The organism is Micromonospora sp. MA102, from assembly GCF_025460765.1.
In the GTDB taxonomy this organism is placed as follows: Bacteria; Actinomycetota; Actinomycetes; order Mycobacteriales; family Micromonosporaceae; genus Micromonospora; species Micromonospora halotolerans.
Map to the genome: position 1 here is coordinate 185,097 of NZ_JAMWEG010000001.1, position 23,682 is coordinate 208,778.

Annotated in this window: 28 protein-coding genes; 11 read left to right on the forward strand and 17 right to left on the reverse strand. The window is 74.8% G+C overall.

Annotated features, from left to right (window positions below; translation table 11 throughout):
• Positions 1-71: 71 nt before the first annotated feature.
• The 6 genes from NFX44_RS00850 to NFX44_RS00875 form a co-directional block, all read right to left on the reverse strand.
• Positions 72-440 carry a VOC family protein gene (locus NFX44_RS00850; RefSeq protein ID WP_262281519.1) on the reverse strand — a complete coding sequence of 123 codons (369 nt, stop codon included), beginning with the start codon at positions 438-440 and terminating at the stop codon, positions 72-74.
• A gap of 36 nt (positions 441-476) precedes the next feature.
• The gene (locus NFX44_RS00855; RefSeq protein WP_262281520.1) at positions 477-1,481 is read right to left on the reverse strand and encodes a methionine synthase; all 1,005 of its coding nucleotides are present in this window, start codon (positions 1,479-1,481) and stop codon (positions 477-479) included.
• Positions 1,482-1,519: 38 nt separating this feature from the next.
• Positions 1,520-2,593 carry a tRNA 2-thiouridine(34) synthase MnmA gene (gene mnmA / locus NFX44_RS00860; protein WP_262281521.1) on the reverse strand — a complete coding sequence of 358 codons (1,074 nt, stop codon included), beginning with the start codon at positions 2,591-2,593 and terminating at the stop codon, positions 1,520-1,522.
• A 37-nt stretch (positions 2,594-2,630) separates the two neighbouring features.
• Complete coding sequence (locus NFX44_RS00865; protein WP_262281522.1) at positions 2,631-3,806, reverse strand: cysteine desulfurase family protein; 1,176 nt, start codon at positions 3,804-3,806, stop codon at positions 2,631-2,633.
• 86 nt (positions 3,807-3,892) lie between these two features.
• Positions 3,893-4,558, reverse strand: coding sequence for a class F sortase (locus NFX44_RS00870; RefSeq protein WP_262281523.1), 666 nt, complete (start codon positions 4,556-4,558; stop codon positions 3,893-3,895).
• The gene (locus tag NFX44_RS00875) at positions 4,555-5,385 is read right to left on the reverse strand and encodes a DUF4397 domain-containing protein (protein ID WP_262281524.1); all 831 of its coding nucleotides are present in this window, start codon (positions 5,383-5,385) and stop codon (positions 4,555-4,557) included. Before NFX44_RS00875 ends, NFX44_RS00870 begins: the two co-directional genes overlap by 4 nt.
• Before the next feature lie 236 nt (positions 5,386-5,621).
• Here NFX44_RS00875 and NFX44_RS00880 point away from each other — a divergent pair, with 236 nt between their 5' ends.
• Positions 5,622-6,227, forward strand: a complete 606-nt coding sequence (locus NFX44_RS00880; protein ID WP_262281525.1) for an RNA polymerase sigma factor — start codon at positions 5,622-5,624, stop codon at positions 6,225-6,227.
• Positions 6,181-6,978 (forward strand): anti-sigma factor, encoded by a 798-nt coding sequence (locus tag NFX44_RS00885; protein WP_262281526.1) that lies wholly within the window; start codon positions 6,181-6,183, stop codon positions 6,976-6,978. The genes NFX44_RS00880 and NFX44_RS00885 overlap by 47 nt, the downstream gene beginning before the upstream one ends.
• Before the next feature lie 116 nt (positions 6,979-7,094).
• Here the strand turns inward: NFX44_RS00885 and NFX44_RS00890 are convergent, their stop codons facing one another.
• From NFX44_RS00890 to NFX44_RS00905, 4 genes are all read right to left on the reverse strand, one after another.
• A complete protein-coding gene (locus NFX44_RS00890) occupies positions 7,095-8,054 on the reverse strand; it encodes an electron transfer flavoprotein subunit alpha/FixB family protein (RefSeq protein WP_262281527.1) in 960 nt (319 codons plus the stop codon).
• Between the two features lie 12 nt (positions 8,055-8,066).
• A complete protein-coding gene (locus tag NFX44_RS00895; protein WP_262281528.1) occupies positions 8,067-8,846 on the reverse strand; it encodes an electron transfer flavoprotein subunit beta/FixA family protein in 780 nt (259 codons plus the stop codon).
• A 390-nt stretch (positions 8,847-9,236) separates the two neighbouring features.
• Positions 9,237-9,641, reverse strand: a complete 405-nt coding sequence (locus NFX44_RS00900; RefSeq protein WP_262281529.1) for a hypothetical protein — start codon at positions 9,639-9,641, stop codon at positions 9,237-9,239.
• A 2-nt stretch (positions 9,642-9,643) separates the two neighbouring features.
• Positions 9,644-10,441, reverse strand: coding sequence for a GNAT family N-acetyltransferase (locus tag NFX44_RS00905; RefSeq protein WP_262281530.1), 798 nt, complete (start codon positions 10,439-10,441; stop codon positions 9,644-9,646).
• A 41-nt stretch (positions 10,442-10,482) separates the two neighbouring features.
• On the opposite strand from NFX44_RS00905, the gene NFX44_RS00910 reads away from it, so the two are divergent.
• From NFX44_RS00910 to NFX44_RS00920, 3 genes are read left to right on the forward strand one after another with little or no spacing between them, the layout of a single operon-like run.
• Positions 10,483-10,869, forward strand: a complete 387-nt coding sequence (locus NFX44_RS00910; RefSeq protein WP_262281531.1) for a YidH family protein — start codon at positions 10,483-10,485, stop codon at positions 10,867-10,869.
• Positions 10,866-11,165 (forward strand): DUF202 domain-containing protein, encoded by a 300-nt coding sequence (locus NFX44_RS00915; RefSeq protein WP_262281532.1) that lies wholly within the window; start codon positions 10,866-10,868, stop codon positions 11,163-11,165. The genes NFX44_RS00910 and NFX44_RS00915 overlap by 4 nt, the downstream gene beginning before the upstream one ends.
• Before the next feature lie 28 nt (positions 11,166-11,193).
• Complete coding sequence (locus tag NFX44_RS00920) at positions 11,194-11,601, forward strand: PLD nuclease N-terminal domain-containing protein (RefSeq protein WP_262281533.1); 408 nt, start codon at positions 11,194-11,196, stop codon at positions 11,599-11,601.
• A 37-nt stretch (positions 11,602-11,638) separates the two neighbouring features.
• Here the strand turns inward: NFX44_RS00920 and NFX44_RS00925 are convergent, their stop codons facing one another.
• Positions 11,639-13,261 (reverse strand): acetolactate synthase, encoded by a 1,623-nt coding sequence (locus tag NFX44_RS00925; RefSeq protein ID WP_262281534.1) that lies wholly within the window; start codon positions 13,259-13,261, stop codon positions 11,639-11,641.
• A gap of 110 nt (positions 13,262-13,371) precedes the next feature.
• Positions 13,372-14,145 carry an enoyl-CoA hydratase-related protein gene (locus NFX44_RS00930; protein ID WP_262281535.1) on the reverse strand — a complete coding sequence of 258 codons (774 nt, stop codon included), beginning with the start codon at positions 14,143-14,145 and terminating at the stop codon, positions 13,372-13,374.
• 152 nt (positions 14,146-14,297) lie between these two features.
• On the opposite strand from NFX44_RS00930, the gene NFX44_RS00935 reads away from it, so the two are divergent.
• Positions 14,298-14,831 (forward strand): DUF6232 family protein, encoded by a 534-nt coding sequence (locus NFX44_RS00935; RefSeq protein WP_262281536.1) that lies wholly within the window; start codon positions 14,298-14,300, stop codon positions 14,829-14,831.
• On the opposite strand, the gene NFX44_RS00940 is transcribed toward NFX44_RS00935, so the two are convergent.
• Positions 14,777-15,208: a nuclear transport factor 2 family protein gene (locus NFX44_RS00940; protein ID WP_262281537.1), complete on the reverse strand. Its 432-nt coding sequence runs from the start codon at positions 15,206-15,208 to the stop codon at positions 14,777-14,779. The genes NFX44_RS00935 and NFX44_RS00940 overlap by 55 nt on opposite strands.
• 468 nt (positions 15,209-15,676) lie before the next feature.
• Here NFX44_RS00940 and NFX44_RS00945 point away from each other — a divergent pair, with 468 nt between their 5' ends.
• Together NFX44_RS00945 and NFX44_RS00950 are read left to right on the forward strand one after the other, a co-directional pair.
• On the forward strand, positions 15,677-16,159 hold the full coding sequence (locus NFX44_RS00945; RefSeq protein WP_262281538.1) for a DUF6232 family protein: 483 nt from the start codon (positions 15,677-15,679) through the stop codon (positions 16,157-16,159).
• A gap of 80 nt (positions 16,160-16,239) precedes the next feature.
• Entirely contained in the window at positions 16,240-16,968 is a 729-nt protein-coding gene (locus tag NFX44_RS00950; RefSeq protein WP_262281539.1) for a hypothetical protein, read from the forward strand.
• A 5-nt stretch (positions 16,969-16,973) separates the two neighbouring features.
• Here the strand turns inward: NFX44_RS00950 and NFX44_RS00955 are convergent, their stop codons facing one another.
• Positions 16,974-17,426 carry a rhodanese-like domain-containing protein gene (locus NFX44_RS00955; protein ID WP_262281540.1) on the reverse strand — a complete coding sequence of 151 codons (453 nt, stop codon included), beginning with the start codon at positions 17,424-17,426 and terminating at the stop codon, positions 16,974-16,976.
• A 71-nt stretch (positions 17,427-17,497) separates the two neighbouring features.
• On the opposite strand from NFX44_RS00955, the gene NFX44_RS00960 reads away from it, so the two are divergent.
• Positions 17,498-18,466 carry a helix-turn-helix domain-containing protein gene (locus NFX44_RS00960; RefSeq protein ID WP_262281541.1) on the forward strand — a complete coding sequence of 323 codons (969 nt, stop codon included), beginning with the start codon at positions 17,498-17,500 and terminating at the stop codon, positions 18,464-18,466.
• Between the two features lie 2 nt (positions 18,467-18,468).
• On the opposite strand, the gene NFX44_RS00965 is transcribed toward NFX44_RS00960, so the two are convergent.
• Both NFX44_RS00965 and NFX44_RS00970 read right to left on the reverse strand, forming a co-directional pair.
• The gene (locus NFX44_RS00965; RefSeq protein WP_262281542.1) at positions 18,469-19,368 is read right to left on the reverse strand and encodes a ribokinase; all 900 of its coding nucleotides are present in this window, start codon (positions 19,366-19,368) and stop codon (positions 18,469-18,471) included.
• A 20-nt stretch (positions 19,369-19,388) separates the two neighbouring features.
• A complete protein-coding gene (locus NFX44_RS00970) occupies positions 19,389-20,285 on the reverse strand; it encodes an ABC transporter ATP-binding protein (protein WP_262281543.1) in 897 nt (298 codons plus the stop codon).
• 75 nt (positions 20,286-20,360) lie between these two features.
• Between NFX44_RS00970 and NFX44_RS00975 the strand changes: the two genes are divergently transcribed.
• Together NFX44_RS00975 and NFX44_RS00980 are read left to right on the forward strand one after the other, a co-directional pair.
• Positions 20,361-21,365, forward strand: a complete 1,005-nt coding sequence (locus NFX44_RS00975) for an ATP-binding cassette domain-containing protein (RefSeq protein ID WP_262281544.1) — start codon at positions 20,361-20,363, stop codon at positions 21,363-21,365.
• Positions 21,362-22,372: an ABC transporter permease subunit gene (locus tag NFX44_RS00980; RefSeq protein ID WP_262281545.1), complete on the forward strand. Its 1,011-nt coding sequence runs from the start codon at positions 21,362-21,364 to the stop codon at positions 22,370-22,372. Before NFX44_RS00975 ends, NFX44_RS00980 begins: the two co-directional genes overlap by 4 nt.
• A gap of 112 nt (positions 22,373-22,484) precedes the next feature.
• On the opposite strand, the gene NFX44_RS00985 is transcribed toward NFX44_RS00980, so the two are convergent.
• Entirely contained in the window at positions 22,485-23,660 is a 1,176-nt protein-coding gene (locus tag NFX44_RS00985; RefSeq protein WP_262281546.1) for an ROK family transcriptional regulator, read from the reverse strand.
• Positions 23,661-23,682 lie beyond the last annotated feature (22 nt).

Sequence of the window (23,682 nt, forward strand, 5' to 3'; positions counted from 1 at the left end):
CCGCCCACGCAAACCGAGCACGGCACGCCCACGCGAGCCGGGCGCGACCCGGCCGCGCAGGCCCGGTGTGATCAGTCCCAGCAGAGGCAGAACGGGTGGCCGGCCGGGTCGGCGTAGACCCGGAAGCCCTCCCCCTCGCCGGGCAGTCGGCGGGCGCCGAGGGCCAGCGCCGCCTTCTCGGCCACCTCGATGTCGTCGACGGTGACGTCGAGGTGGAACTGCTGCGGCCGCTCGGGGTCGGGCCAGGCCGGGGCACGCAGGTTGAGCGCCTTCTGGAAGGCGACGCGGGGCTGGTGGCCCGGTGGGCCGCCGAGCACCACCCACTCGTCGCCGTCGGAGTTGTCCTCGATCAGCGGAAGGCCGAGCAGCTCCGCGTAGAAGCCGGCCAGCGCGCGCGGATCAGGGCAGTCGATCACCACGGAACGCAGCTGTCCAATCATGCCGGTCATCCTGCCCCCGCCCTGCGACAGGAAACCTCATTCCTCGGCGAGCCGGCGGCCGGCGTCCCGGCAGGCGGCGAGGACCTCCCGCACGTACGCCGGGGTGGCACCGGCCAGGCCGCAGGCGGGGGTGACCACCACCTGCTCGGCGAGCCGGCGGCGGGGAAAGCCGAGCTGGTCCCAGACCCGGCGTACCCGGTCGGCGACCTGGGCCGACGTCGGCGCGCGACCGGCCGGCGGCGGCAGCGCGGGAGCGGCGCCGGCCAGCAGGCCGAACCCGGCGTCGATGGCCTCGCCGAGCGGGTCCAGGTCGGTGACCAGGGCCAGGTCGAGGGCGACGCCGACGGCACCGGCGGTGCGGATCAGTTCCAGCGGCACGTCCGGCGCGCAGCAGTGCACGACGGTGGGCACGCCGGCCGCCTCGATCACGCCGCGCAGCAGCGTGCGGGCCGCCTCGGATTCGACCGCCCGGTGGGTGCCGAGGCCGCTCTCGGTGGGCACCCGGCCGGCCAGCACGGCGGGCAGCGACGGCTCGTCGAGCTGGAGCAGCACCGCGGCGTTGGGCAGCCGCCGGGCCACCGCCGCGACGTGCCCGCGCAGCCCTTCGCCGAGCGAGCCGGCGAGGTCCCGGACCGCGCCGGGGTCGCGCAGCAGCCGGCCGCCGATCGGCAGCTCCAGCGAGGCGGCCAGGGTGAACGGGCCGGCGGCCTGGACCTTGACCGGGCCGGCGTACTCCTCGGCCTGTTCGGCGAGCTGGTCGAGGTCGCGTTCCATCAGGTCGCGGGCGCGGCGCAGGTCCTTGCCGGGGCGCGGTGCGATCCGCCAGCGGGCCGCGTACAGCTCGACCGGCAGCTCGACGAGGAGCCCTCCGGTGCGGCCGATCAGGTCGGCGCCGGGGCCGCGGGCGGGCAGCTCCGGCAGGTGCGGCAGGTCGGGCAGCTCACCGAGCACGATGCGCTGCGCCTCGGCGACGTCGGTGCCGGGCAACGACCCGATCCCCGTCGCCGTGCCCACTGCCCACGGCCAGGTCGTCTCAGTCACCGCCGCAGCCTATGCCACCGGCCTGCGCGCGCCGGGGCTCAGCCGGTGATGGTGGCCGAGCCGAGCACGACGTCGCCGGCCGGGTCCGGGCGGTACGCCACGATCGCCTGGCCGGCGGCCACCCCGCGGACCGGGCGGCGCAGGTCGGCGTGCAACCCGTCGGCGTCGACCGACACGGTCGCCGGCACCACGTCGCCATGGGCCCGGAGCTGCACCTCGCACTCGATCGGCCGGTCGGGACGCGCGCCGCCGGTCCAGACCGGGCGGGCGGCGCGGACCTCGGCGACCTCCAGTGCCTCGGCCGGGCCGACGGTGACCGTGTTGGTCTTCGGGGTGATGGAGAGCACGTAGCGCGGGCGGCCGTCCGGCGCGGGACGGTCCAGGTGCAGGCCGCGCCGCTGCCCGACGGTGTACTGGTAGGCGCCCGTGTGGCTGCCGACGACCGCGCCGGTGAGCGCGTCCACCACCTCGCCCGGGGCCTCGCCGAGCCGCTGCGACAGGAAGCCCCGGGTGTCGCCGTCGGCGATGAAGCAGATGTCGTGCGAGTCGGGCTTGTCGGCCACGGCGAGACCGCGCCGGGCGGCCTCCGCGCGCACCTCGGCCTTGGTCGAGTCGCCGAGCGGGAAGATCGACCGGTCGAGCTGCGCCCGGGTCAGCACGGCGAGGACGTAGGACTGATCCTTGGCGGCGTCGACGCTGCGGCGCAGCAGGCCGTCCGCGCCGAGCCGGGCGTGGTGGCCGGTGACCACCGCGTCGAAGCCCAGGGCCACGGCCCGGTCCAGCACCGCCGCGAACTTGATCTTCTCGTTGCAGCGCAGGCACGGGTTCGGGGTACGGCCGGCCGCGTACTCGGCCACGAAGTCGTCCACCACGTCCTCGTGGAACCGGTCGGCCATGTCCCAGACGTAGAACGGGATGCCGAGCACGTCGGCGGCGCGGCGGGCGTCCCGGGAGTCCTCCAGGGTGCAGCAGCCCCGGGCGCCGGTGCGGTACGTCTGTGGGTTGCGGGCCAGCGCCAGGTGCACACCGGTCACGTCGTGCCCGGCCTCGACCGCGCGCGCCGCCGCCACGGCGGAGTCCACCCCGCCCGACATCGCCGCCAGAACCCTCACCAGCTCGCTCCCCTCGTCATCACCGAGGGTATCCGGGTCAGCGGGGCGTGCGGAGGGCGGCCGCGCGGCGGGCCCGCTCCACGGCGCCCGGCAGCGCGGCGATCAGCGCGTCGACGTCCGCCCTGGTGCTGGTGTGGCCGAGGGTGAAGCGCAGCGACGAGCGGGCCCGGTCGTCGTCGGCGCCCATCGCCAGCAGCACGTGCGAGGGCTGGGCCACCCCGGCCGAGCAGGCCGAGCCGGTCGAGCAGGCGATGCCCTGGGCGTCGAGGAGCAGCAGCAACGCGTCCCCCTCGCAGCCCGGGAACGAGAAGTGCGCGTTGCCGGGGAGCCGGTCGGCCGGGTCGCCGTTGAAGATCACCTCGGGGACCGCCTGCCGGACGCGCTCGACCAGGTCGTCGCGGAGCCCGGCGACGCGGGCCGCGTACTCCTGCTGGCCCTTCACGGCGGCCTCCACGGCGACCGCGAACGCGACGATGCCGGCCGTGTCGAGGGTGCCGGAGCGGACGTCGCGCTCCTGGCCGCCGCCGTGCAGCAGCGGGGTGGCGGCCACGTCGCGGGCCAGCAGCAGCGCGCCGACCCCGGTCGGGCCACCGAGCTTGTGGCCGGTGACGGTGAGCGCGGCGGCGCCGCTGGCGGCGAAGTCGACAGGCACCTGGCCGACCGCCTGGATCGCGTCGGTGTGGAACGGCACCCCGTGCTCGGCGGCGACCGCGGCCAGCTCGGCCACCGGCTGCACGGTGCCCACCTCGTTGTTGGCCCACATCGCGGTGACCAGGGCCACCCGGTCGCCGTGCGCGGCCAGTTCGGCGCGGAGCCGCTCCGGGTCGAGCCGGCCCGCGGCGTCGACCGGCAGCCATCCGACCTCGGCGCCCTCGTGCCCGACCAGCCAGTCCACCGCGTCCAGCACGGCGTGGTGCTCGACGGCGCTGGAGACCACCCGCACCCGCTCGGCCCGGGCGGCGCGGCGGGCCCAGAAGATGCCCTTCACGGCCAGGTTGTCGCTCTCCGTGCCACCCCCGGTGAAGATCACCTCGGACGGGCGGGCGCCGAGCACGGCCGCCACCCGCTCCCGGGACTCCTCCACCCGCCGCCGGGCACGCCGGCCCGCCGCGTGCAGCGACGACGCGTTGCCCACCTCGCGGGCCGTGGCGACGTACGCCTCAAGTGCCTCGTCGAGCATCGGGGTCGTCGCCGCGTGATCCAGGTATGCCATCACCGCTCAGCCTAACGGCCCACCGGCGTGCCGCCCGATGCCGGACCGCCCGTCCCGTACGGGGGCGGGGCGGGCGGTCCGGACACTCAGGTGGGAACCGCGGTGACGACGATGTTGTCCCGGTAGTGCCGGGTCTTCGCGTCGAACGGGCCGCCGCAGGTGATCAGGGTGAGCCGGGGGCTGCCGTCCCGGGCGAAGTACCGGTCGAGCGGGATCCGCGTCTTCGCGTACTCCTCGCGGGCCACCACCCGGTAGCGGCGCTCCCGGCCGTCGGAGCCGGTGGCGGTGAACAGGTCCCCCCGGTCCAGCTCGCGCAGCCGGAAGAACGCCCCCTTGCCCTGGTCGGAGCTGTCGACGTGGCCGGCGATCACCACCGAGCCGGTCCCGGCCTCCAGGCCCGGGCCGTAGCGGTACCAACCGACCTGGTCGACGCTCGGCGGGACCTCGAACTCGTCCGTCCGCGGGTTGATGCCGACCGGGTTGACCGTGGCGGTGACCCCAATCGGCGGGATGCGCAGCCGCACCGGCGGGACGACCGCCCCGGCCGCGGGCAGGCTGCCCGCGTTCACGGGCACCGACGGGCCAGCGGCGGCCGTGGGGGTGGGCGTGGGGGTGGCGCTGGCCAGGGCCGCCGCCTCGCCGGCGCCGACGTCCTCGGCCGGCTGCGAGCCGCAGGCCACCACGGTCGCGACGGTGAGCGCGGCGGCGCCGGCGGCCATCGCCGCCAGCGCCCCGCGGTGCCGCACCGTCACCGGCGACCGGTCCGGGTGGTGGCCACCCGCGCCCCGCCGCCGAGCAGGAGCAGCGCGCCGGCGCCGGCCAGCACGTACCACCACGCGTCCACGCCGGTGCCGGCCTGGCCACCGGTGCCGCTGGGCACGCCGCCGGGGGCCGAGTGCAGCCCGCTGATCGTCTGGGCGACCACGTCCAGGTTCTTGTCCTGGGCGGAGCCGATCGCGTAGACGATCGTGGCGGTGCCCTCCTTGAGGTTCAGGTCCGCCGGGCCGATGGCGACGGTGTCGGTGCCGGCGAGCACCACGTCGGCCTTGACGGTCCCCGCGGCCACGTCGGCCTTGGCCTCCTTCGGGTTGGTCAGGTCCTCGAAGACCGGCTTGCCACCGGCGCGTACGTCGACGGCCGGGGCGGCGGCGGTGTGCCGGACGATCAGTCGGGCCTTGCCGGCGTCCACCTTGGACACGTCGTTGACGAACGGGGTGATCCGGGGTTTGCCGTCGGCGCTCAGGTGGGCGGCGAGGCTGATGTTCGCCCCGCCCGGCACCGCGGCGTCGTCGACCGTGAGGATCGCCTTGTCGACCGCCTCGCCCGGCTTGGTCAGGGCGATGTCGTACGTGCCCTCGGGCAGGGTGAGCGGGCCGGCCACGTCGCCGGGCTGGAAGTTGTCCAGCGTCTTCTTGCCGTTGACGTACACGTCGACCGGGGTGTCCGGGATGCCGTGGACCACGGAGACCTTGGACGAGGCGGCGTAGGCCGGGCTCATGGTGGCGGCGCCGACGCCGGCGAACGTCAGGGCGGACACCGCGCCGATCGCGGCGACCCGACGGAACATGGCGAACTGCATTGTCTGCCTCCTGGTGGTTCGTGCTGGTTCGTCAGGACTGGCGTGCAGAACGGGTTACGCCGGCTCCGTGCCACCCGGATGCGGCCGGATCCGATTTCTTTTTCTCGGGTCGGACCGCATCCGGACCGGCCCCCCGCGACGAAGAGGAGGTGGACGAGGGAGCGCAGATTGACCGGGAGAGTGGGGCGAGGGCTGTGGCAGCTACAGTCGGGCATGCCCCAACGAAGGCGGACCGTGTGACGGCGGTCCGGCAGGGCCCCGAGCCGCCGGACGGCGACGACCTCGCCGCACGGTTCCGCGCCGGGGACGAGACCGCCCTGCGAGAGGCGTACGACCGGTACGGCCGGGCCGTGCTGCACCTGGCCACCACTACGCTGGCCAACCGCAGCGACGCCGAGGACGTGACCCAGGCGACGTTCGTGGCCGCCTGGCTCGGCCGGGAGACGTTCGACCCGGCGAAGGGGTCGCTGGTCGGTTGGCTCCTCGGGATCGGGCGGCGCAAGGTGGTCGACCGGATCCGGGCCGCCGCCCGGGAGACCCGGGCGGTGGAGACGGTCCGCCGGCTGCCCGAGCCGGTGACCACCGGTCCGGACCCGGACACCGTGGTCGACCGGCTGGTGGTCGCCGACGAGCTGGCCCAGCTCCCGGACGAGCAGCGCCGGATGCTGGAGCTGGCGTTCTACGACGACCTGACGCACCAGCAGATCGCGACCGTGACCGGAGTGCCGCTCGGCACGGTCAAGAGCCACATCCGACGCGGCATGCAGAGCCTGCGACGCAGATGGGAGGTGGACGGTGCCGCACGTGGACCACGACCGGCTGGTCTTTCTGGCGCTCGGTGAGAGCGAGGCCGAGGGCGGTGAGGCCACCCACCTCGACACCTGTGCGCACTGCCGGGCCGAGTTGACGTCGCTCCGGCACGTCGCCGGGCTCGGCGCCGGCACCCAGGGCCTGGACGACCTGCCCGACCCGCCCGAGCACATCTGGCAGGGCATCGTCGCGGAGGTGCGGGCGGCCGAGGAGCTGCCCGCGCTGGCCGACCGGCGCGTGCCCCGGCCCGCCGATCCCGCCGATCCACCGGCGCCGGCCCGGCCCGCCGATCCCGCCGATCCACCGGCGCCGGCCCGGCCCGCCCGCCGGCGGGGCCGCCGCTGGCCGGGCTGGGCGACCACCGCGGTCACCGCCGCGGCCGCCGCCGTGCTCGGCGTGGTGGGCACCCTGGCGGTGCTCCGCCCGGGCGACGGCGGCCCGCCGCAGCCGGCGGTGCTGGCCCGGGCCGCGCTGGCCGCGTACGGATCGACGCCACCGGATGCCTCCGGCGACGCCCGGGTTCTCGACGACAACCAGTTGCACCTGCACGTGGCGAATCTCCCGCGCGTTCCGGGGTACTACCAGGTCTGGCTGATCGACCCTCGGACGATGGAGATGTTCCCCGTCGGTACGCTGAACAAGGCGTCGGGAGACGAACTGCTGCCGATGCCCCCGAACGTGGACCTCCGGACCTACTCGGTGGTCGACGTCTCCGCCGAACAGTTCGACAACAAGCCCGCCCACTCCGGCGACAGTCTGCTGAGGGGCACCCTGACGGGCTGATCGGCGGGCCGGCTCAGCTCCCCGGCCCGCCGATCAGCTCCCTTCCACGGAAGGGCCCGCGACACACCGCGAGCCGCCGCCCGGATCACCGGACGGCGGCTCGCGGTGTGACGGGGTCACTTGCGCTTGCGGATCTCCTCGGCGGCCTGCGGGACGACCTTGAACAGGTCGCCGACCACGCCGAAGTCGGCCAGCTCGAAGATCGGCGCCTCGCCGTCCTTGTTCACGGCGACGATGGTCTTCGAGGTCTGCATGCCGGCCCGGTGCTGGATCGCGCCGGAGATGCCCAGCGCGACGTAGAGCTGCGGGGAGACGGTCTTGCCGGTCTGGCCCACCTGGAACTGGTGCGGGTAGAAGCCGGAGTCGACCGCCGCGCGGGACGCGCCGACCGCGCCGCCGAGCAGGTCGGCCAGCTCCTCGACCAGCTTGAAGTTGTCGGCGTTGCCGACACCGCGACCACCGGAGACGACGACCGACGCCTCGGTGAGCTCCGGGCGGGAGCCCTTCTGCTCGGCGACCCGCTCGACGACCTTGGCGAGCTTGTCGGCGTCGGCGACCGACACGGTGAGCTGCTCGACGGCCGGGGTGGCCGCGGCCGGGGCCGGGTTGAGCGAGTTGGGCCGGACGGTGACCAGCGGCAGGCCCTTGGTGACCTTGGACTTGACGATGGTGGAGCCGGCGAAGGCGACCTGCGTGGCGGTGCCGTCGGCGGCGAGGGCCACCACGTCGGTCAGGATGCCGTTGTCCAGCTTGACGGCCAGGCGGGCGGCGATCTCCTTGCCCTCCTGGGAGGAGGCGAGCAGCACGGCGGCCGGCTGCACCCGCCGGACCAGCTCGGCCAGCACGGTGGCCTTCGGGGCCACCAGGTAGCCGTCGATCTCCTCACCCTCGGCGGCGTAGATCTTCTCCGCGCCGTACTCGCCCAGCTTGGCGCTCAGCGCCTCGGCGGCGCCGGCGCCACCGAGCACGACCGCGCTCGGGGTGCCCAGCTCGCGGGCGAGGGTGAGCATCTCCAGGGTGACCTTCTTGACGCCGAATTCCTTGGTGGCTTCGACGACGACGAGAACCTCAGACATGTCCCAGACCTCTCACACGAACTTCTCGGTGGCGAGGAACTCGACCAGCTTCACGCCGCCCTCGCCCTCGTCGGTGATCTTCTCGCCGCCGGAGCGCGGCGGGCGCTTGGTGTGCTCGAGCACGGCGCTGGTGGCGCCGTCGAAGCCCACCTCGGCGGGAGCGACGCCCAGGTCACCGAGGGAGAGCGTCTGCACCGGCTTCTTCTTGGCGGCCATGATGCCCTTGAAGGAGGGGTAGCGCGGCTCGTTGATGGTGTCCCAGACGGAGACGACGGCGGGCGTCGAGGCGGTGACCACCTCGTAGCCCTCCTCGGTCTGCCGCTCGACGGTCAGCGTGCCGCCGTCGACGGTGAGCTTGCGCGCGCCGGTCAGCGCGGCCACGCCCAGCCGCTCGGCGATCATGTGCGGCATGACCTGGACCCGGCCGTCGGTCGACTCGGCGCCGCAGATGACCAGGTCGGCGTTGAGCTGCCCCAGGGCGGCGGCGAGCACCTTCGAGGTGGTCACGGCGCAGGACCCGTGCAGGGCGTCGTCCACCACGTGCACGGCCTTGTCCGGGCCCATGGAGAGCGCCTTGCGGATCGACTCGGTCGCCCGGTCCGGACCCATGGTCAGGACGGTCACCTCGCCGCCGTGCGCCTCCTTGATCTTCAACGCCTCCTCGATGGCGTACTCGTCCATCTCGTTGATGACGTTGTTCGCCGAACCGCGGTCGACGGTGTTGTCGTCAGGACGCAGGTTGCGGTCCGCGCCCGAATCGGGCACCTGCTTGACGAGTACGACGATGTTCATCGCGCTTCGACGACCCTCCTGTTTGGTGTAGCGATCACTCGCCCGGTCACGGGCGCAGCCTTGCGCGTGACTTAACGTTCGGTCAACCGCGCGCAGCTGTGCAGTTGCCCACGACGGCTATGTTACCCGCAAGTAGCATCCGCTCCCCGGTGCCTCAGAGTGACACAGGTCACCGGGGTCCGTCGCGGCGGGTAAGCTCCCGAAACAGGGAGGTGACGGATATGCCAGAAAAGGGCGTTTCGACGGGACGGCGGGGCGCGGCGGACGGCCCCCGGACCGCCCGCCGGGCCTGCCGCCGCATGCTCCCCGAGACCTACCGCTGCGCGTGCGGCCGGGTCCGTGACCGCTGCGTCCGGGCCAGCGTGCGGGCGCTGTGGTCGGCCGAGCCGGTCAGGCCGGCTCGGCCAGCGCGTGCCTGATCTTGTCGATCACCGCGGCCTCGGCCGGCGCGACACCCCGGTGGGCCTGCGCCACCCGGTCGGCAGCCGCCAGCACCACCGACCGGTACGCCTCGACGTCCCCCGGCGACTTGGCGCGGAGGATCTCCACGGCCCGGCCCAGCGCCGGCAGCACGGTCGCCTCGACCTCCAGCGCCGAGTCGCGGGGCAGCTGCGGCAGCGGGCCGGTGGTCAGCGCCTCCTTGACCACGCCGCTGGCGTCGCCCAGCGCCCCGGACGCCGCGATGCTCTCCCGCACCATTCCCAGCATCCCGGGCACCGCGTTGGACACCAGGAACACGGCCCCGAAGGCCCCGGTCTTGAGGGTGAGCTGCTCGTCCGCCGTCAACCGCTCCATGATCACGGAGTGTAGACGTACGGGGTGGTCGTGGTGACCGCAACGAGACCGAGCCGCTCCAGGATCGGCCGGCTGTCCGACGAGCAGTCCACCTGCACGAGCGTCTTGCCGCGCTGCTCGGCCAGCCGCGCCCGGTAGGCCACCAGCGCCCGGTAGATGCCCTTGCGCCGCCACTCCGGCAGCGTCGAGCCGCCCCAGAGCGTGGCGAAGCCGGTGCCGCGCAGGTAGCGCACCCAACCGGCGCTCACCACGGTGTCGCCCGCCTCGGCCACCACGATCGTGATCGACTGCGGGTCGGCCTCGACCTCCCGGGCCAGCCCGGTCACCAGGTGGCTCCGGTCCTCGTTCCAGACCGCCTCCTCCATGGCCGCGATCCGGCGCAGGTCCTCGCGGCTGGTGACCTCGCGCAGGCGTACCCCCTCGGGGGGTGTCGGGACGGCGGCGGCCAGGGCCGCGACCGGGCCGACCACGACGGTCTCCAGGTCCTCCGGCACGAAGCCGGCGGCGCGCAACCGGTCGCCCAGGTCGGCCGGCTCGTCGTGCCCGTTGAGCTTCCACTCGACCGACTCGCCCCGGGCGCGGAAGAACTCGACCTGCCGGGCGATCAGCGCGTCCAGCTCGGCGCCGGCCAGCCCGTCCAGCGTGCGGTAGGTGAGGAAACCGCCCCGGTCCAGGTTGAGGATGCGGAACAGCGGACCGTCCCGGTCGATGGTCACCCCGGCCGGCACCGGGTCCGGAAGCTCGGGGCGGATCTGGGTGTCGTAGGCGTCGCGCAGGCTCCGCGCGTCAAGATCGGTCATCCCTTCAGGCTAGGCACCGGGCAAAGCGGATAATCGACGACGTGTGGGAGGCGATCAAGGGCTGGTTCGACCCGCGCGAGCTGCGGTCGGTCGGCAGCAGGCCGGACTACCGCTTCTCGCTGGCCAACGAACGGACCTTCCTGGCCTGGCTGCGCACCGGGCTCGCGCTGATCGCCGGTGGGCTGGCCGCCGCGCAGTTCCTCCCCCGGCTCCCCCTGGCCCACCTGCGCGAGGTGATCGCCGTCGCGCTGCTGCTGCTCGGCGCCACCGTCGCGGTCCGGGCGGTGGACCACTGGGCCCGCACCGAACGGGCCATCCGGCTGGACGAGGAGCTGCCCGCGTCCCGCTTCCCGGCCGTCCTGGCCCTCGTGGTCGCGCTCGGCGCGCTGCTGCTGGTGGCCGTCGTGCTGGCCCGGGCCCTCGCGTGAGCCGGGACCCGGGGCTGCAACCGGAACGCACCCGGCTCGCCTGGCGGCGGACGCTGCTCGCGGTCACCGCGATCCTGGTGCTGGAACTCCGGCTGGCGTTCACCGGGCGCACGGTCGACGCGCTGCTGGCCGGGCTGGCGGTGGTCATCTGGCTGGGCGTCCTGCTGGTCGACTGGCGGCGGGCCACCGGCGTCGGGCCGCGAGGCCCGGAGCACTGGTCGATCCCGCTCACCGCGCTGGCGGCGGCCGGGCTGGCGCTGCTGGGCGTGCTGCACGTCCTGCGCGGGCTGCGCTGAGCGTCCCCGGTGCGCCATGATGTCCGGCATGGTTCGCCTCTACGGGCTGCTCTTCCTGGCCCAGCTCGTGCTTGCCGTCTGCGCCCTGATCAGCTGCCTCTCCGCCGAGGAGGGCGAGATCCGCGCGCTGCCCCGGGTCGCCTGGGTGCTGATCATCCTGTTCTTCCCGCTGGTCGGCTCCATCGCCTGGTTCGTGGCCGGCCGGGAGACCGGCGCCCGGCGGACGCGGACCGCCTGGCCCATGGGGAACGGCTTCTCCGAGCAGCACCGTCCCCGGCCGGTCGCGCCGGACGACGACCCCGAGTTCCTCTCCTCGCTCGCGGAGCGCAAGCGGGCCGACGACCAGGAACGCCTCCGCCGCTGGGAGGAGGACCTGCGCCGGCGTGAGGAAGAGCTGCGCCGCGGGCAGGACGACCGGGACCGGCCGGAGGTCTGAGCGCGGCCGGCGGGCGACGGCGGTCGCGGCGTCGAGGTCAGGCCAGGTTCGACGAGCGGGGGTACGCGTCGGCCGGGTCGGTCAGCACGTTGACCAGGTACGGCACGCCGGCGTCGAACGCGCGGGCCAGGGCCGGGCCGAGGTCGGCGGCCTTCTCCACCGTCTCGCCCGCGCCGCCGAGCGCCTCGACGACCTTGTCGTAGCGCAGCCCGGGCTGGAGGTCGGCGGCCACGTCGTAGCCGTACATGGCCCGCATGGGGTGCTTCTCCAGGCCCCAGATGCCGTTGTTGCCGACCACGATCACGACCGGGAGCCGCTGGCGGGCCAGGGACTCCACGTCCATCAGCGAGAAGCCGGCCGCGCCGTCGCCCATGAGCACGCAGATCTGCCGGTCGGGGTGGCTGACCCGCGCCCCCATGGCGTAGCCCATCCCGGTGCCCAGGCAGCCGTACGGGCCGGGGTCGAGCCAGGTGCCGGGCTGGGCGGGCTCCAGGTACTTCCCGGCGTAGGAGACGAAGTCGCCGCCGTCGCCGATGGTGATCGCGTCGGGGGCCAGCACCTTGCGCAGCTCGCCGTAGACGCGGGCCGGGCGGATCGGGTCGGTCTCGGCGGCCATCTCCTCGGCGTCGCGCGCCTTCGCGGCGTCCTCGGCGGTGCGCAGCTGGGCGATCCAGTCGGCGTGGTCGGCCCGGTCACCGGGGTGCTCGGCGAACCCGGTGAGGATCAGCCGCAGGTCGCCGGCGGGAGCGGCGGCCGGCTGGACGTGCCCGGCGCGCTGGCTGGGCGCGTCCACGACGTGCACCACCCGCGCGTCGCCGAAGTCGCCGAAGGCCAGCCGGAAGTCGAGCGGGGTGCCGACCACCACGACCACGTCGGCGTTCCTCAGGGCGACGCGGCGGGCCTTGGCGAAGGCGAGCGGGTGCTCCGGCGGCAGCGCGCCGCGGCCCATGCCGTTGGTGAAGACGGGCACCTGGAGGGACTCGGCGGCGGCCCGCAGCGCCTCGACGGCGTCACCCGCGTACACGTCGGAGCCCGCGATGATCACCGGCCGGGACGCGGCGGCGATCAGGACGGCGGCCTTCGCGACCTCGTCCGGGTCGGCCTCGATCGGGGCGGGCGGGGTGACCGCCGGCAGGTCCGCGTCGCCGACCGAGAAGACCGCCTCCAGGGGGAAGTCGAGGAAGGCCGGGCCGCGGTGCGGGGTGAGCGCGGCGGTGAGGGCCGCGGTGACCGCGCGCGGGATGTCGTCGGCGCTGAACACCGTCTCGGCGTGCTTGGTGACCGGGGCGACGAGCGGCAGGTGGTCCATCTCCTGGAGGCTGCCGGAGCCCCAGCGGAACTGCGGCGCCCGCCCGCCGAGCACCAGCACCGGTGAGGCGTTGAAGAAGGCGCTGGTCAGGCCGGAGACGCCGTTGGTGACGCCGGGCCCGGCGGTGAGCACGGCCAGGCCGGGGCGGCGCTGGAGCTTGGCCACCGCCTCGGCGGCGAAGACGGCGGACTGCTCGTGCCGGACGTCGTAGATCGGGAAGCCGGTCCGGTGCGCGGCGTCGTAGAGCGGGAAGACGTGCCCCCCGGACAGGGTGAACATCTCCCGTACGCCGTGCGCGCGCAGCGCCGCGAGGGCCAGCTCGCCGCCGTGCCCCTCGACCCGTTCCGTCATCGCCACTTCCCTTCGTCATGACCGGAGTCACACGCTACTGGCCGGTAGGCGGGATGTGAACCCGTTCTCGGGTCGGCGGCCACGGTGGGCCGCCGACCCGGACCGGCGGTTCAGCGGCCGGTGAACCCCGGCTTGCGCTTCTCGACGAACGCGGCCATGCCCTCGCGCCGGTCGTCGGTGGCGAACAGCGCCGCGAAGAGCTGGCTCTCCCAGGCCAGGCCGGAGTTGAGGTCCATGTCCAGGCCGCCGTCGACGGCCAGCTTGGCCGCCCGCAGCGCCTGCACCGGGCCGGTCAGGTACGGCTTCACGTAGGCGACCGCGGCCTCGTAGACCTCGGCGGCCGGCACCACCTTGTCGGCCAGGCCGATCCGCAGCGCCTCCTCGGCGTCCACCATCCGGCCCGTCATGATCAGGTCCTTGGCGCGGGCCGGGCCGACCAGGCGGGCCAGCCGCTGGGTGCCGCCGGCGCCCGGGATGATGCCGAGCTTGATCTCCGGCTGGCCGAGCTTGGCGTCCTCGGCCACGATCCGCCAGTCACAGGCCAGGGCCAGCTCGCAGCCGCCGCCCAGGGCGTACCCGGTGATCGCGGCGACCACCGGCTTGGGGATCCGGGCGATCGCGCCCAGGGCGCTGGACAGGTCGGCGGCCCGACCGGACATGTCCACGTAGGACATGTCGGCCATCTCCTTGATGTCCGCGCCGGCCGCGAAGACCTTCTCGCCGCCGTACACGATGACCGCGCGGACCTCGGCGTCGGCGGTGGCCGCCGCGGCGGCGGCGCGCAACTCCTCCTGCACCTGGGTGTTGAGCGCGTTCATCGGCGGCCGCTCCAGCCGGATGGTGCCGATGCCGTCCTTCACTTCCAGCCTGACGAACTCGCCCACGCTGCCCTCACTTCCTCGTCGAAGTCGCGTGCCAACCTTACGACCAGGGTCGTTGGGGTAGACAGTGTGGTGTCGACGGCTCCGGGTCGCTGCGCGCGGCGTCCGACGCGCCGGGCTGGAGTTGTCGCCGCCCCTGCACCGGGAGTGAGGCCATGATCACCTACTACGACGACAAGTCGGTCCAGGTCACCTCCACCGCCGTCCGGGTGGACGGGCTCAGCTATCCCCTCGCCGAACTGAGCATGGTGTGGCACCGGCGGGGCGACCGCTCCTGGCGGGTCCTCGCCGGCCGCGGCGCGATCGGCGCCGCCCTCGCCGGCCCGCTGGTGGCCGCCGTGCTCGGCATCGGGCTGGCGGTCTGGCTGCACCGCTCCGCCGTGGTCACGATCGCCATCGTCGGGGCGTCCGTGCTGGTCGGCCTCGGCATCGGGCCGCTCGCCGACGTGCTCTTCGAGCACCTCGACCGGTCCTACGCCCGCGGCAGCCGCGAGCTGGAGATGTGGGCGCGCTGGCGCGGCCGGCCGGTGCGGCTGCTGCACACCGGCGACGCGCTGCGCTTCGGCCAGATCTACCGTGCGGTGCAGCGGGCCATGGAGAGCACGCCCGCCGGTCAGCGCGCCCAGCGCGCCGGTCAGAAGGCGATCGGCACGTCGGGCAACAGCCCGAGGCCGCGCAGCAGGCCGTAGGTGTCCTGCTCGCCCCAGAACTGGACGATGCGGCCGCCGGCCAGCCGGTACATCTTGCACGCGCTCTGCACCGTGGTGGCCCCGGTGGCGTCCCGCCGGTAGGTCTGCGCCATCGAGACCACCACCCGGTCCCCGGCCGCGAAGATCTCCAGGATCCGCTGGTCGAGCACCGTCAGCCCGGGCGAGGAGACGGCCGCCTCCGGGTAGCGCCGCCCGCGCACCGCCAGGCCCGAGCCGTAGATCTCCACGTCCTCGGCGACCACCTCGGCCAGCTCGGCCAGGTCCTTGGTGACGAAGGTCCGCAGATAGCGCCGGACCACCTCGACGTTGCGCTCCTGCTCGGTGCCGGCCGCCCCGGCCCCGTCCCGGTCCACCATGCCGGGACGGTACCCCGGCGGCCCCCACCCGCGCCGCCCTCGGCGGCCGGTTCGCGGCCGCCCACCTCCTCGCGCTGCACAGCCGGGCGCCGGTCGGCCACCGGCTCCTCGACCCCGATGCCCGGCCGCCGGGCCGGCTACCGACCTGTTGCTCGCCGCCTGCCGAGCTGATGTCACCAACGACTCACCCACCCCATCACCTCGCCCCCTCGCCCCCTCGCCCCGGCCGCCGCCGACCCGTCCGGTCCGGGCCCACGTTTGGGTGCGTCTGTTGTCGCCGGAGCGACAACAGACGCACCCGGAGCGACGGGGGCCGCGCTCCTCGGTGCCCCGCTAGCGACCCGCCGCCAATCGGGGCCGGGCCCGGGCGCGCGTCGTGCGGACGACTCAGCTCGAAGGCGCTCACCCCACCACCCCGTCGCGCGGTCGGCACCGTCCCCACTGGACCTCGGGTGGTTAGGCTGAGTGATGACCCTCTATTACCGGGACGACGCGGTACAGGTCACCTCCGAGGCCATCCACGCCGGCGGGCACGTCGTCGCGCTCGCCAACATCACGTACGTCTGGCACGCCCGCGGCGCGACCAGCCTGGCGGTCCGGGGCCGGGTCCTGGGGCGCGGGGTGCTGGTCCTGCTGCTCTCCCTGCCGCCGCTCGTGGCGCTGGTCTGCGTGCTCTCCCTCGCCTGGGCCGCGCAGGACCGGGGCGACTGGAAGCTGGCGCTGGTCATCGTGGCCGCGTTCGTGGTGGTCGGGCTGGCCCTGACCCCGTTCCTGGAGGTGCCGCTCAGCTGGCTGGACCGCTCCTACGAGCGGGGCAACCGGGTGCACGAGCTGTGGGTGCAGCACCACGGGCGGGAGGTCCTGCTGCTGCGCACGCCCGACGCGCTCCGGTTCGGGCAGATCTACCGGGCCGTGCAGCGCGCCGTCGAGCAGCAGGGCGACCGCCGCTGACCGACCGGCGCGGCGGGTGTGACGGTGGCCGCCCCGCCGCCACCCGGCGGGCCTGGCCGGCGGCACGCACACTGGGTGGCATGGCGATTCCCCTCCCCCGTCCCGGCGCCGTCGTCGGGCTCACCCGTTCCGCCCTGGACCAGGCGCTCGGCTCGGCCGCCGCGTTCGCCGCCGTGCCGGCCCGCGCCTTCGCGGTGCTCGACGAGGTGGAGACGCTGCTGCGGCGGATCAACGGGGTGGTCGACCGGATCGAGGGCACCCTGGACCGCACCGACCGGGTGCTGGACGACGCCGACGCGGCGGTCCGGGAGGTCGCCGTGATCAGCGCCGCCGCCACCGAGGCGATCGAGACCGCCACCGGAGTGGCCACGGCAGCCGCCGCGGTGGTGGGCGAGGCCGACCGGGTGGCCCGGGCGGCGGCCGCCCTGGTCGCCGAGGCCGACGCGGTGGCCGTCCGGGCCGCCGGCACGGTGGTCACCGCCGAGGAGGCGGCCGGCACGGCGGCCGAACTGCTGGGCGCGTACGAGCCGGCGCTGCGCCGGGGCGCTCCCATGGCGACCCGGTTCATCGAGCAGCTCAGCCCGGAGGAGGTGACCGCGGCCATCCGGCTGGTCGACGAGCTGCCGAAGCTGAAGGAGCACCTGACCTCGGACGTGCTGCCGATCCTGGCCACCCTGGACCGGGTCGGCCCGGATCTGCACGACCTGCTGGCGGTCACCCGGGACCTCAAGCTGGCGGTGGCCGGCATCCCCGGGCTCGGCATGCTGCGCCGGCGGGGCGAACGCCGCACCGACGAGCCCGTCGACTGAGCCGGTCAGCAGTCGCAGACGGCGGCGGACCGGGGCGCGGTCAGCTCGTCCACCCGCCGCCGCACCGTGCCGTTCGGGGTGACCACCGGCAGCCCTTCCCGCGCCCAGTACTCGAAGCCGCCGAGCATCTCCTTCACGGGGTGGCCGAGCCGGGCGAACTCCAGCGCGGCCCGGGTGGCGCCGTTGCAGCCCGGCCCCCAGCAGTACGTCACCACGGTCGACCCGGCCGGGACCAGGTCGGCGGCCCGGTCGGCGATCTGGGCGGTGGGCAGGTGCAGGGCGCCCGGCAGGTGGCCCTGCCGCCAGGCGGCGTCGCCGCGGGAGTCGACCACGACCAGACCGGGGCTGCCCGCCTCCAGGGCGGCGTGCACGTCGCTGACGTCGGTCTCGAAGCTGAGTCGGGCGTGGAAGTGGGCAACGGCGGCGGCCGGGTCGGCCGGCGGCACGGAGAAGGTCATGTGCCGATCCTGCGGCCCGCGTGGACACCGGCGGGAGTGGCGTGATCGCCGTCCTTCGCTAACATCCCGCCATGACCCCCGTGGACCGGACCGTGGCGGTGCTCGCCTACCCGGGGATGTCGGTCTTCGAGACCGGCATCGTGACCGAGGTGTTCGGGCTGCCCCGGCCCGAGCTGGAGGTCGACTGGTACCGGCTCACCGTCTGCGCCGAGCGCCCGGGCCCGGTGCCGGTCGTCGGCGGGGCCGCCCTGCACACCCCGTACGGCCTGGAGGCCCTCGCCGGGGCCGGCACGGTGATCCTGCCCGGCGTGCCGGACGTGAGCGCCGACCCGTCGCCGGAGCTGGTGGCCGCGCTGCGCCGGGCGCACCGCCGCGGCGCCCGACTCATGTCGATCTGCTCCGGCGCCTTCGCCCTGGCCGGCGCCGGCCTGCTCGACGGCCGGCGGGCCACCACCCACTGGCGGTACGCCGACCTGCTGGCCCGCCGCCACCCGGCCGTCACGGTCGACCCGGACGTGCTCTACCTGGACGACGGCGACATCCTCACCAGCGCGGGCAGCGCCGCCGGGCTGGACCTCTGCGTGCACGTGGTCCGGCGCGACTTCGGCGCGGCGGTGGCCAACGCGGTGGCCCGCCGCCTGGTGATCCCGCCGCACCGCGACGGCGGGCAGGCCCAGTTCATCGAGGCGCCGGTGAGCGTGGACCCGGACGACGACCGGATCGCCGCCAGCCTGGCCTGGGCGGTCCGGCATCTGGCCGAGCCGCTGACCGTGGCGGCGCTGGCCCGGCAGGCGCACCTGTCGACCCGCAGCTACCTGCGGCACTTCGCCCGGGCCACCGGGACCAGCCCGATCCGCTGGCTGATCGACCAGCGGGTGCGGGCCAGCCTGGCCCTGCTGGAGACCACCGACGCCCCCGTCGCCGAGATCGCGGGGGCGGTGGGCTTCGACAGCCCGGTCACCTACCGGCACCACTTCGGGCGGGCCATGCGGACGTCGCCGTCGGCGTACCGGCGGGCGTTCCGGGCGGGCGCCGCCTGAGGTCAGACCGGCCGGCTGAACAGCTCGTCGATCTCCGTCCGGTGGGGCAGCGCCACCGAGGCGCCCAGCTTGCGGACGCAGGCCGCCCCGGCCGCCGCCGCCCAGTGGACAGCCTCGACCAGCTCGCGCCCCTCGCCCCAGGCCACCGCCAGGGCGGCCGTGAAGGCGTCACCGGCGGCGGTGGAGTCCACCACGTCGACCTTCACGGCCGGCACGTGCACGGCCGGCCGGTCGCGCTCGACGTACCAGGCACCCGCACCGCCGAGGGTGAGCACCGCCCGGGGCACCAGCTCCAGCAGCGCCCCCGGCTCGTCGCCGCCCCGGCCGGTGAGCGCCTGCGCCTCGGTCTCGTTGACCACCAGCAGGTCGGTCGCGGCCAGCAGCTCCGCCGGCACCGGCCGCACCGGCGCCGCGTTGAGCACGACCCGGGTGCCCGCCGACCGGGCCGCCAGCGCCGCCGCGGTCACCGTCTCCACCGGCACCTCCAGCTGCGCGACCAGCACGTCCGCCTCGCGTACGGCGGCCAGCTCGCCCTCGGTGAGGCCGGTGAACGCGCCGTTGGCGCCGGGGGTGACCAGGATGGCGTGCTCCCCCGCGCCGCCGACCATCACCAGGGCGACGCCGGAGGCGCCGTACACCACCCGGAGGTGGCCGGTGTCGACGCCGGCCGCGGTGATCCGCGCCTTGAGGGTGACCCCGAAGGCGTCCGAGCCGATCGCGCCGAGGAACACACAGGACGCGCCGGCGCGCACGGCGGCGACGGCCTGGTTGGCGCCCTTGCCGCCGGGCAGCATGACGAAGTCGTCGCCGAGCACCGTCTCCCACGGCCGGGGCAGCGCCGCGGCGGTGCCGACGAGGTCCATGTTCGCGCTGCCCACCACGGCGATCCGGGTCTGCGGCACGGCGTCGGCTCCCGTCCGGCTCAGGCGGCGCGCGCGGTCCAGCGCTCGCCGGCCCGCGCGACGACCAGCGGCAGGCCGAACGTCTTCGACAGGTTGTCGGCGGTGAGCGTCTCGGCGAGCAGGCCCTGCGCCACGACGGCACCCTCGCGCAGCAGCAGCGCGTGGGTGAAGCCCGGCGGGATCTCCTCGACGTGGTGGGTGACCAGCACCATGGCCGGGGCGTCCGGGTCGTACGCCAGCTCGGCGAGGCGGGCCACCAGGTCCTCGCGGCCGCCCAGGTCGAGCCCGGCGGCGGGCTCGTCGAGCAGCAGCAGCTCCGGGTCGGTCATCAGGGCCCGGGCGATCTGCACCCGCTTGCGCTCGCCCTCGGAGAGCGTGCCGTACGTCCGCTCGGCGAGGTGGGCGACGCCGAGCTGGCCGAGCAGGGCGCGGGCGCGGGCCTCGTCGGTGCGGTCGTAGCTCTCCCGCCAGCGCCCCACCACCGACCAGGCCGCGGTCACCACGACATCGGTGACCCGCTCGTCGCCGGGGATCCGCTCGGCGAGCGTGGCGGTGGAGAGGCCGATCCGGGTCCGCAGCTCGTTGACGTCGGTGCGGCCGATCCGCTCGCCGAGCACGTGTGCCGTGCCGGTGGTGGGGTGCAGCCGGCCGGCGGCGAGGTTGAGCAGGGTGGTCTTGCCGGCGCCGTTCGGGCCGAGCACCACCCAGCGTTCGTCCAGCTCGACCTGCCAGTCGACGTCCTGCACCAGCGTGCTGCCGGAGCGCCGGACGCCGACACCGTCGAGGCTGACCACCAGATCCGCGTCCACGGGTGCGGGGGCGGGGGCGCCGGCGGCGCCGGGGATCAGGTCACCAGTCACCGGTCCATCCAACCACGCAGCCGGCACGGTGCCCCCCACGGGCGGCGTCGCGGCCATAGGGTGGGGCGCCGTGTCGTTGGTCACCAATCCGGGAGGACGCCTCATGCCCAACCGCTGCCGGGAGGCGTGCGGATGAGCGCGGTCATCGAGATCGCCGGTCTCCGCAAGACGTTCCACACCCTGCGTCACGGGCGCCGGATCGCGGTCGACGGGTTCGACCTGCTGGTCGAGACCGGTCAGGTGCACGGCTTCCTCGGCCCGAACGGCTCGGGGAAGACCACCACGCTGCGCGCCCTGCTCGGGCTGGTCCGGGCCGACGCGGGCCGGATGCGGGTGCTCGGGGCCGAGTCGCCGGAGCGGCTGGCCGAGGTGGCCGGGCGGGTCGGCGCGATCGTGGAGAGCCCGCAGTTCTTCGGCAACTTCACCGCACACAAGACGCTGCGGCTGCTGGCCCTGGCCGGTGGCGTGCCCACCGCCCGGGTCGACGAGGTGCTGGAGCAGGTGGGCCTGCGGGACCGGGGCGACGAGCGGGTCAAGGGCTACTCGCTGGGCATGAAGCAGCGACTCGCGGTCGCCTCGGCGCTGCTCAAGGACCCGGAGCTGCTGATCCTGGACGAGCCGGCGAACGGCCTGGACCCGGCCGGCATCCGGGAGATGCGGGATCTCACCCGGTCGCTGGCCGCGGCCGGGGTGACCGTGCTGCTCTCCAGCCACATCCTGGCCGAGATCCAGCTCATCTGCGACCACGTGACGATCATCAGCCGGGGCCGGCGGGTCGCGTACGGGCCGGTGGCGGATGTGCTGGCCGGCTTCGACCAGCACCAGTGGCAGGTCCGGGTGGCCGAGCCCGAGCGGGCCGCGGAGCTGCTCGGCCGCGCCGGCATGGTGGTGACCGCCAGTCCCGACCACCTGGTGGTGACCGGGGTCGTCGACCCCGAGCTGATCAGCCGCACGCTGGGCGAGCAGGGCCTCTGGGTGCGCGAGCTGATCCCGCTCCGGCCCGACCTGGAGAGCGTCTTCCTGGAGCTGACCGGCGACCACCCGCATCCGGCGCTGCCCCGCCAGGTGGACGGCGCACCGCCGAACGACGGCGTGATCGACCTGGACGTCCGGGAGAGCCGGGAGGTGGACGCGTGAACCTGGTCCGTGCCGAGCTGGAGCGGCTGGCCGCCCGCCGTTTCGTCCAGCTCATGATGCTGCTGCTGGTGGCCGCCTTCGCGGTGACCCTGGCGACCACGCTGGCCGGCTCGCACCGGCCCACCCCGGTGGAGCTGGGCCGGGCCCAGGCGCAGGCCGCCGAGGAGGTGCGCAACATGGAGTTGGCGCACGACCGCTGCCTGCGGATCAAGGCGGGCACCGTGACGCCGGACGAGAACGACTACCTGCCGCGGGACTGCGCCCAGATCGACCCGGCCCGCATGGAGAAGCTGCCGGCCGCGTCCGACTATCTGACCGGGGTGTTCGTCTTCGCCAACGAGGCCCAACCGCTGCTCTACTTCCTGATCGCGTTCCTGGCGATGTTCGGGTTCCTGGTGGGCGCCTCCTACATCGGCGCCGACCTGAACTCGGGTGGCGTGGTCAACCTGCTGCTCTGGCGGCCGCGCCGGCTCGTGGTGCTCGGCGCGAAGCTGGGCACGCTGCTCGGCGGGCTGCTCGGGCTCTCCGCGCTGGCCTCGGTGGCGTACCTGGGGGTGTTCTGGCTGATCGGCGAGGCCTCCGGGCTGGCCGGCCGGCTGAGCGGCGAGTTCTGGTCGTCGCTCGCCGCGGTCTGGGTGCGCGGCCTGGTGCTGGTGCTGCTCGCCGCGGCGCTCGGGTTCGCCGTGGCCACGCTCGGCCGGCACACCTCGGCGGCGCTCGGCACGGTGGCCGCCTACCTGGTGGTGTGGGAGCTGGGCGCGCGACTGGTGTTCCAGATCCTGTCGGTGACCCGCCCGGACCGGTTCATGCTCTCCAGCTACCTGGCGGCGTGGCTCAGCGGCGAGGCCCACTTCTGGGACGCCAGCGCCTGCGACTACAGCACCGGCGGCTTCTGCGAAAGCTCCTACACGGTGGGCTGGGCGCCGGGGCTGGTGGTCCTGCTCGGCTTGACCGCCGCCCTGACCGTGGCGGCCTTCTCGGTGTTCCGCCGCCGGGACCTGATCTGAGGGGCGCCGGTGCGGTCCCGGATCCGGGACCGCACCGGCAACTCCTTGCAGAGATTCGCCACCTGGTGAAGAATTCCTTCACATGGTGGCACCGGTGGCGGCGGGCCGGCGGTCAGCCGACCGTCGAGCCGAACACCTCGTCGCGCACGGCGTCCAGGGCGGTGCGCAGCGCCCCGCGCAGGATCGGCTCCTCGGTCAGCCCGGTGCTCACCACCCGCGGCCGGACCAGGGTGATCGCGGCGACCTCGTGCTGCACCCGCTCGGCCAGCGCCGCCCCGCCGGCCCGCCCCACCTCGCCGGCCAGCACCACCAGCGGCGGGTCGAGCACCACGCAGGTGCTCGCCACCCCGAGCGCCAGCCGGCGCGCCAACTCGTCCAGCAACGGGCCGCCCGCCGGGCCGGCCTCGATCGCCGCACGCACCGCGCCGGCCGCGCCGGCCGCCGCGAACCCGTGCTCCGCGGCCACGGCACGGACCGCGTCGGCCCCGGCGAGCTGCTGGAACGCCGGCTTGGCCCGCTTCGACACGTCCCGCGGGATGGGCACGCCGGGCACCGGCAGGTAGCCGATCTCGCCGGCCGCGCCGCTGCTGCCGTGGTGCAGCCGCCCGCCCAGCATGATCGCCAGGCCGACGCCGGCATCCACCCAGACCAGCACGAAGTCCGCCGTCCCCTGCGCCGCGCCGGACTGCGCCTCGGCCACGGCGGCCAGGTTCACGTCGTTCTCGAAGACCACCGGGGTGTGCAGGTCCTCGCGGAGCGCGGCGAGCAGGCCGCTGTGCCAGCGCGGCAGGTTGAACGCGAAGGTGATGTCGCCGGTGCCCGGGTCCACCAGACCCGGGGTGCCGAGGACGATCCGCCGCACGCTGGACAGCTCGGCGCCGGCGCTGCTGGCCGCCTGGACCACCGCGTTGTGCACCACGCCCACCGGGTCGTCGGTGTCCTTCGTGGACTGCTCGACCCGGCCGACCACCGCACCGGTGATGTCGGCGCAGGCGGCCACCACCCGCTCGGCGCCGACGTCGACACCCACCACGTACGCGCTGCCCGGCCGGACCGCGTAGAGCTGGGCGTTCGGGCCCCGCCCGCCGGCCTGCTCGCCGACCCGGGCGACCAGGCCGCGCTCCTCCAGCCGTTCGACCAGCTGCGACGCGGTGACCTTGGAAAGCCCGGTCAGCTCCCCGATCCGCGCCCGGGTCAGCGGCCCCTGTTCGAGGAGCAGCTCCAGCGCCGCGCGGTCGTTGAGCGCCCGCAACAGTCGGGGGGTGCCGGGCAGCCGGGTCGCACTCATGCCACGTCCTCAATTTTCAGTA

Bases quoted from the DNA above. Each gene is read 5' to 3' on its own strand.
- NFX44_RS00890 (WP_262281527.1), bottom strand. From the start codon at position 8,054: ATGTCTGAGGTTCTCGTCGTCGTCGAAGCCACCAAGGAATTCGGCGTC.
- NFX44_RS00945 (WP_262281538.1), top strand. From the start codon at position 15,677: ATGACCCTCTATTACCGGGACGACGCGGTACAGGTCACCTCCGAGGCC.
- NFX44_RS00865 (WP_262281522.1), bottom strand. From the start codon at position 3,806: ATGGCATACCTGGATCACGCGGCGACGACCCCGATGCTCGACGAGGCA.
- NFX44_RS00920 (WP_262281533.1), top strand. From the start codon at position 11,194: ATGGTTCGCCTCTACGGGCTGCTCTTCCTGGCCCAGCTCGTGCTTGCC.
- NFX44_RS00875 (WP_262281524.1), bottom strand. From the start codon at position 5,385: ATGCAGTTCGCCATGTTCCGTCGGGTCGCCGCGATCGGCGCGGTGTCC.
- NFX44_RS00935 (WP_262281536.1), top strand. From the start codon at position 14,298: ATGATCACCTACTACGACGACAAGTCGGTCCAGGTCACCTCCACCGCC.
- NFX44_RS00950 (WP_262281539.1), top strand. From the start codon at position 16,240: ATGGCGATTCCCCTCCCCCGTCCCGGCGCCGTCGTCGGGCTCACCCGT.
- NFX44_RS00895 (WP_262281528.1), bottom strand. From the start codon at position 8,846: ATGAACATCGTCGTACTCGTCAAGCAGGTGCCCGATTCGGGCGCGGAC.
- NFX44_RS00985 (WP_262281546.1), bottom strand. From the start codon at position 23,660: ATGAGTGCGACCCGGCTGCCCGGCACCCCCCGACTGTTGCGGGCGCTC.
- NFX44_RS00970 (WP_262281543.1), bottom strand. From the start codon at position 20,285: ATGGCCGCGACGCCGCCCGTGGGGGGCACCGTGCCGGCTGCGTGGTTG.
- NFX44_RS00960 (WP_262281541.1), top strand. From the start codon at position 17,498: ATGACCCCCGTGGACCGGACCGTGGCGGTGCTCGCCTACCCGGGGATG.
- NFX44_RS00925 (WP_262281534.1), bottom strand. From the start codon at position 13,261: ATGACGGAACGGGTCGAGGGGCACGGCGGCGAGCTGGCCCTCGCGGCG.
- NFX44_RS00900 (WP_262281529.1), bottom strand. From the start codon at position 9,641: ATGGAGCGGTTGACGGCGGACGAGCAGCTCACCCTCAAGACCGGGGCC.
- NFX44_RS00940 (WP_262281537.1), bottom strand. From the start codon at position 15,208: ATGGTGGACCGGGACGGGGCCGGGGCGGCCGGCACCGAGCAGGAGCGC.
- NFX44_RS00850 (WP_262281519.1), bottom strand. From the start codon at position 440: ATGATTGGACAGCTGCGTTCCGTGGTGATCGACTGCCCTGATCCGCGC.
- NFX44_RS00905 (WP_262281530.1), bottom strand. From the start codon at position 10,441: ATGACCGATCTTGACGCGCGGAGCCTGCGCGACGCCTACGACACCCAG.
- NFX44_RS00955 (WP_262281540.1), bottom strand. From the start codon at position 17,426: ATGACCTTCTCCGTGCCGCCGGCCGACCCGGCCGCCGCCGTTGCCCAC.
- NFX44_RS00975 (WP_262281544.1), top strand. From the start codon at position 20,361: ATGAGCGCGGTCATCGAGATCGCCGGTCTCCGCAAGACGTTCCACACC.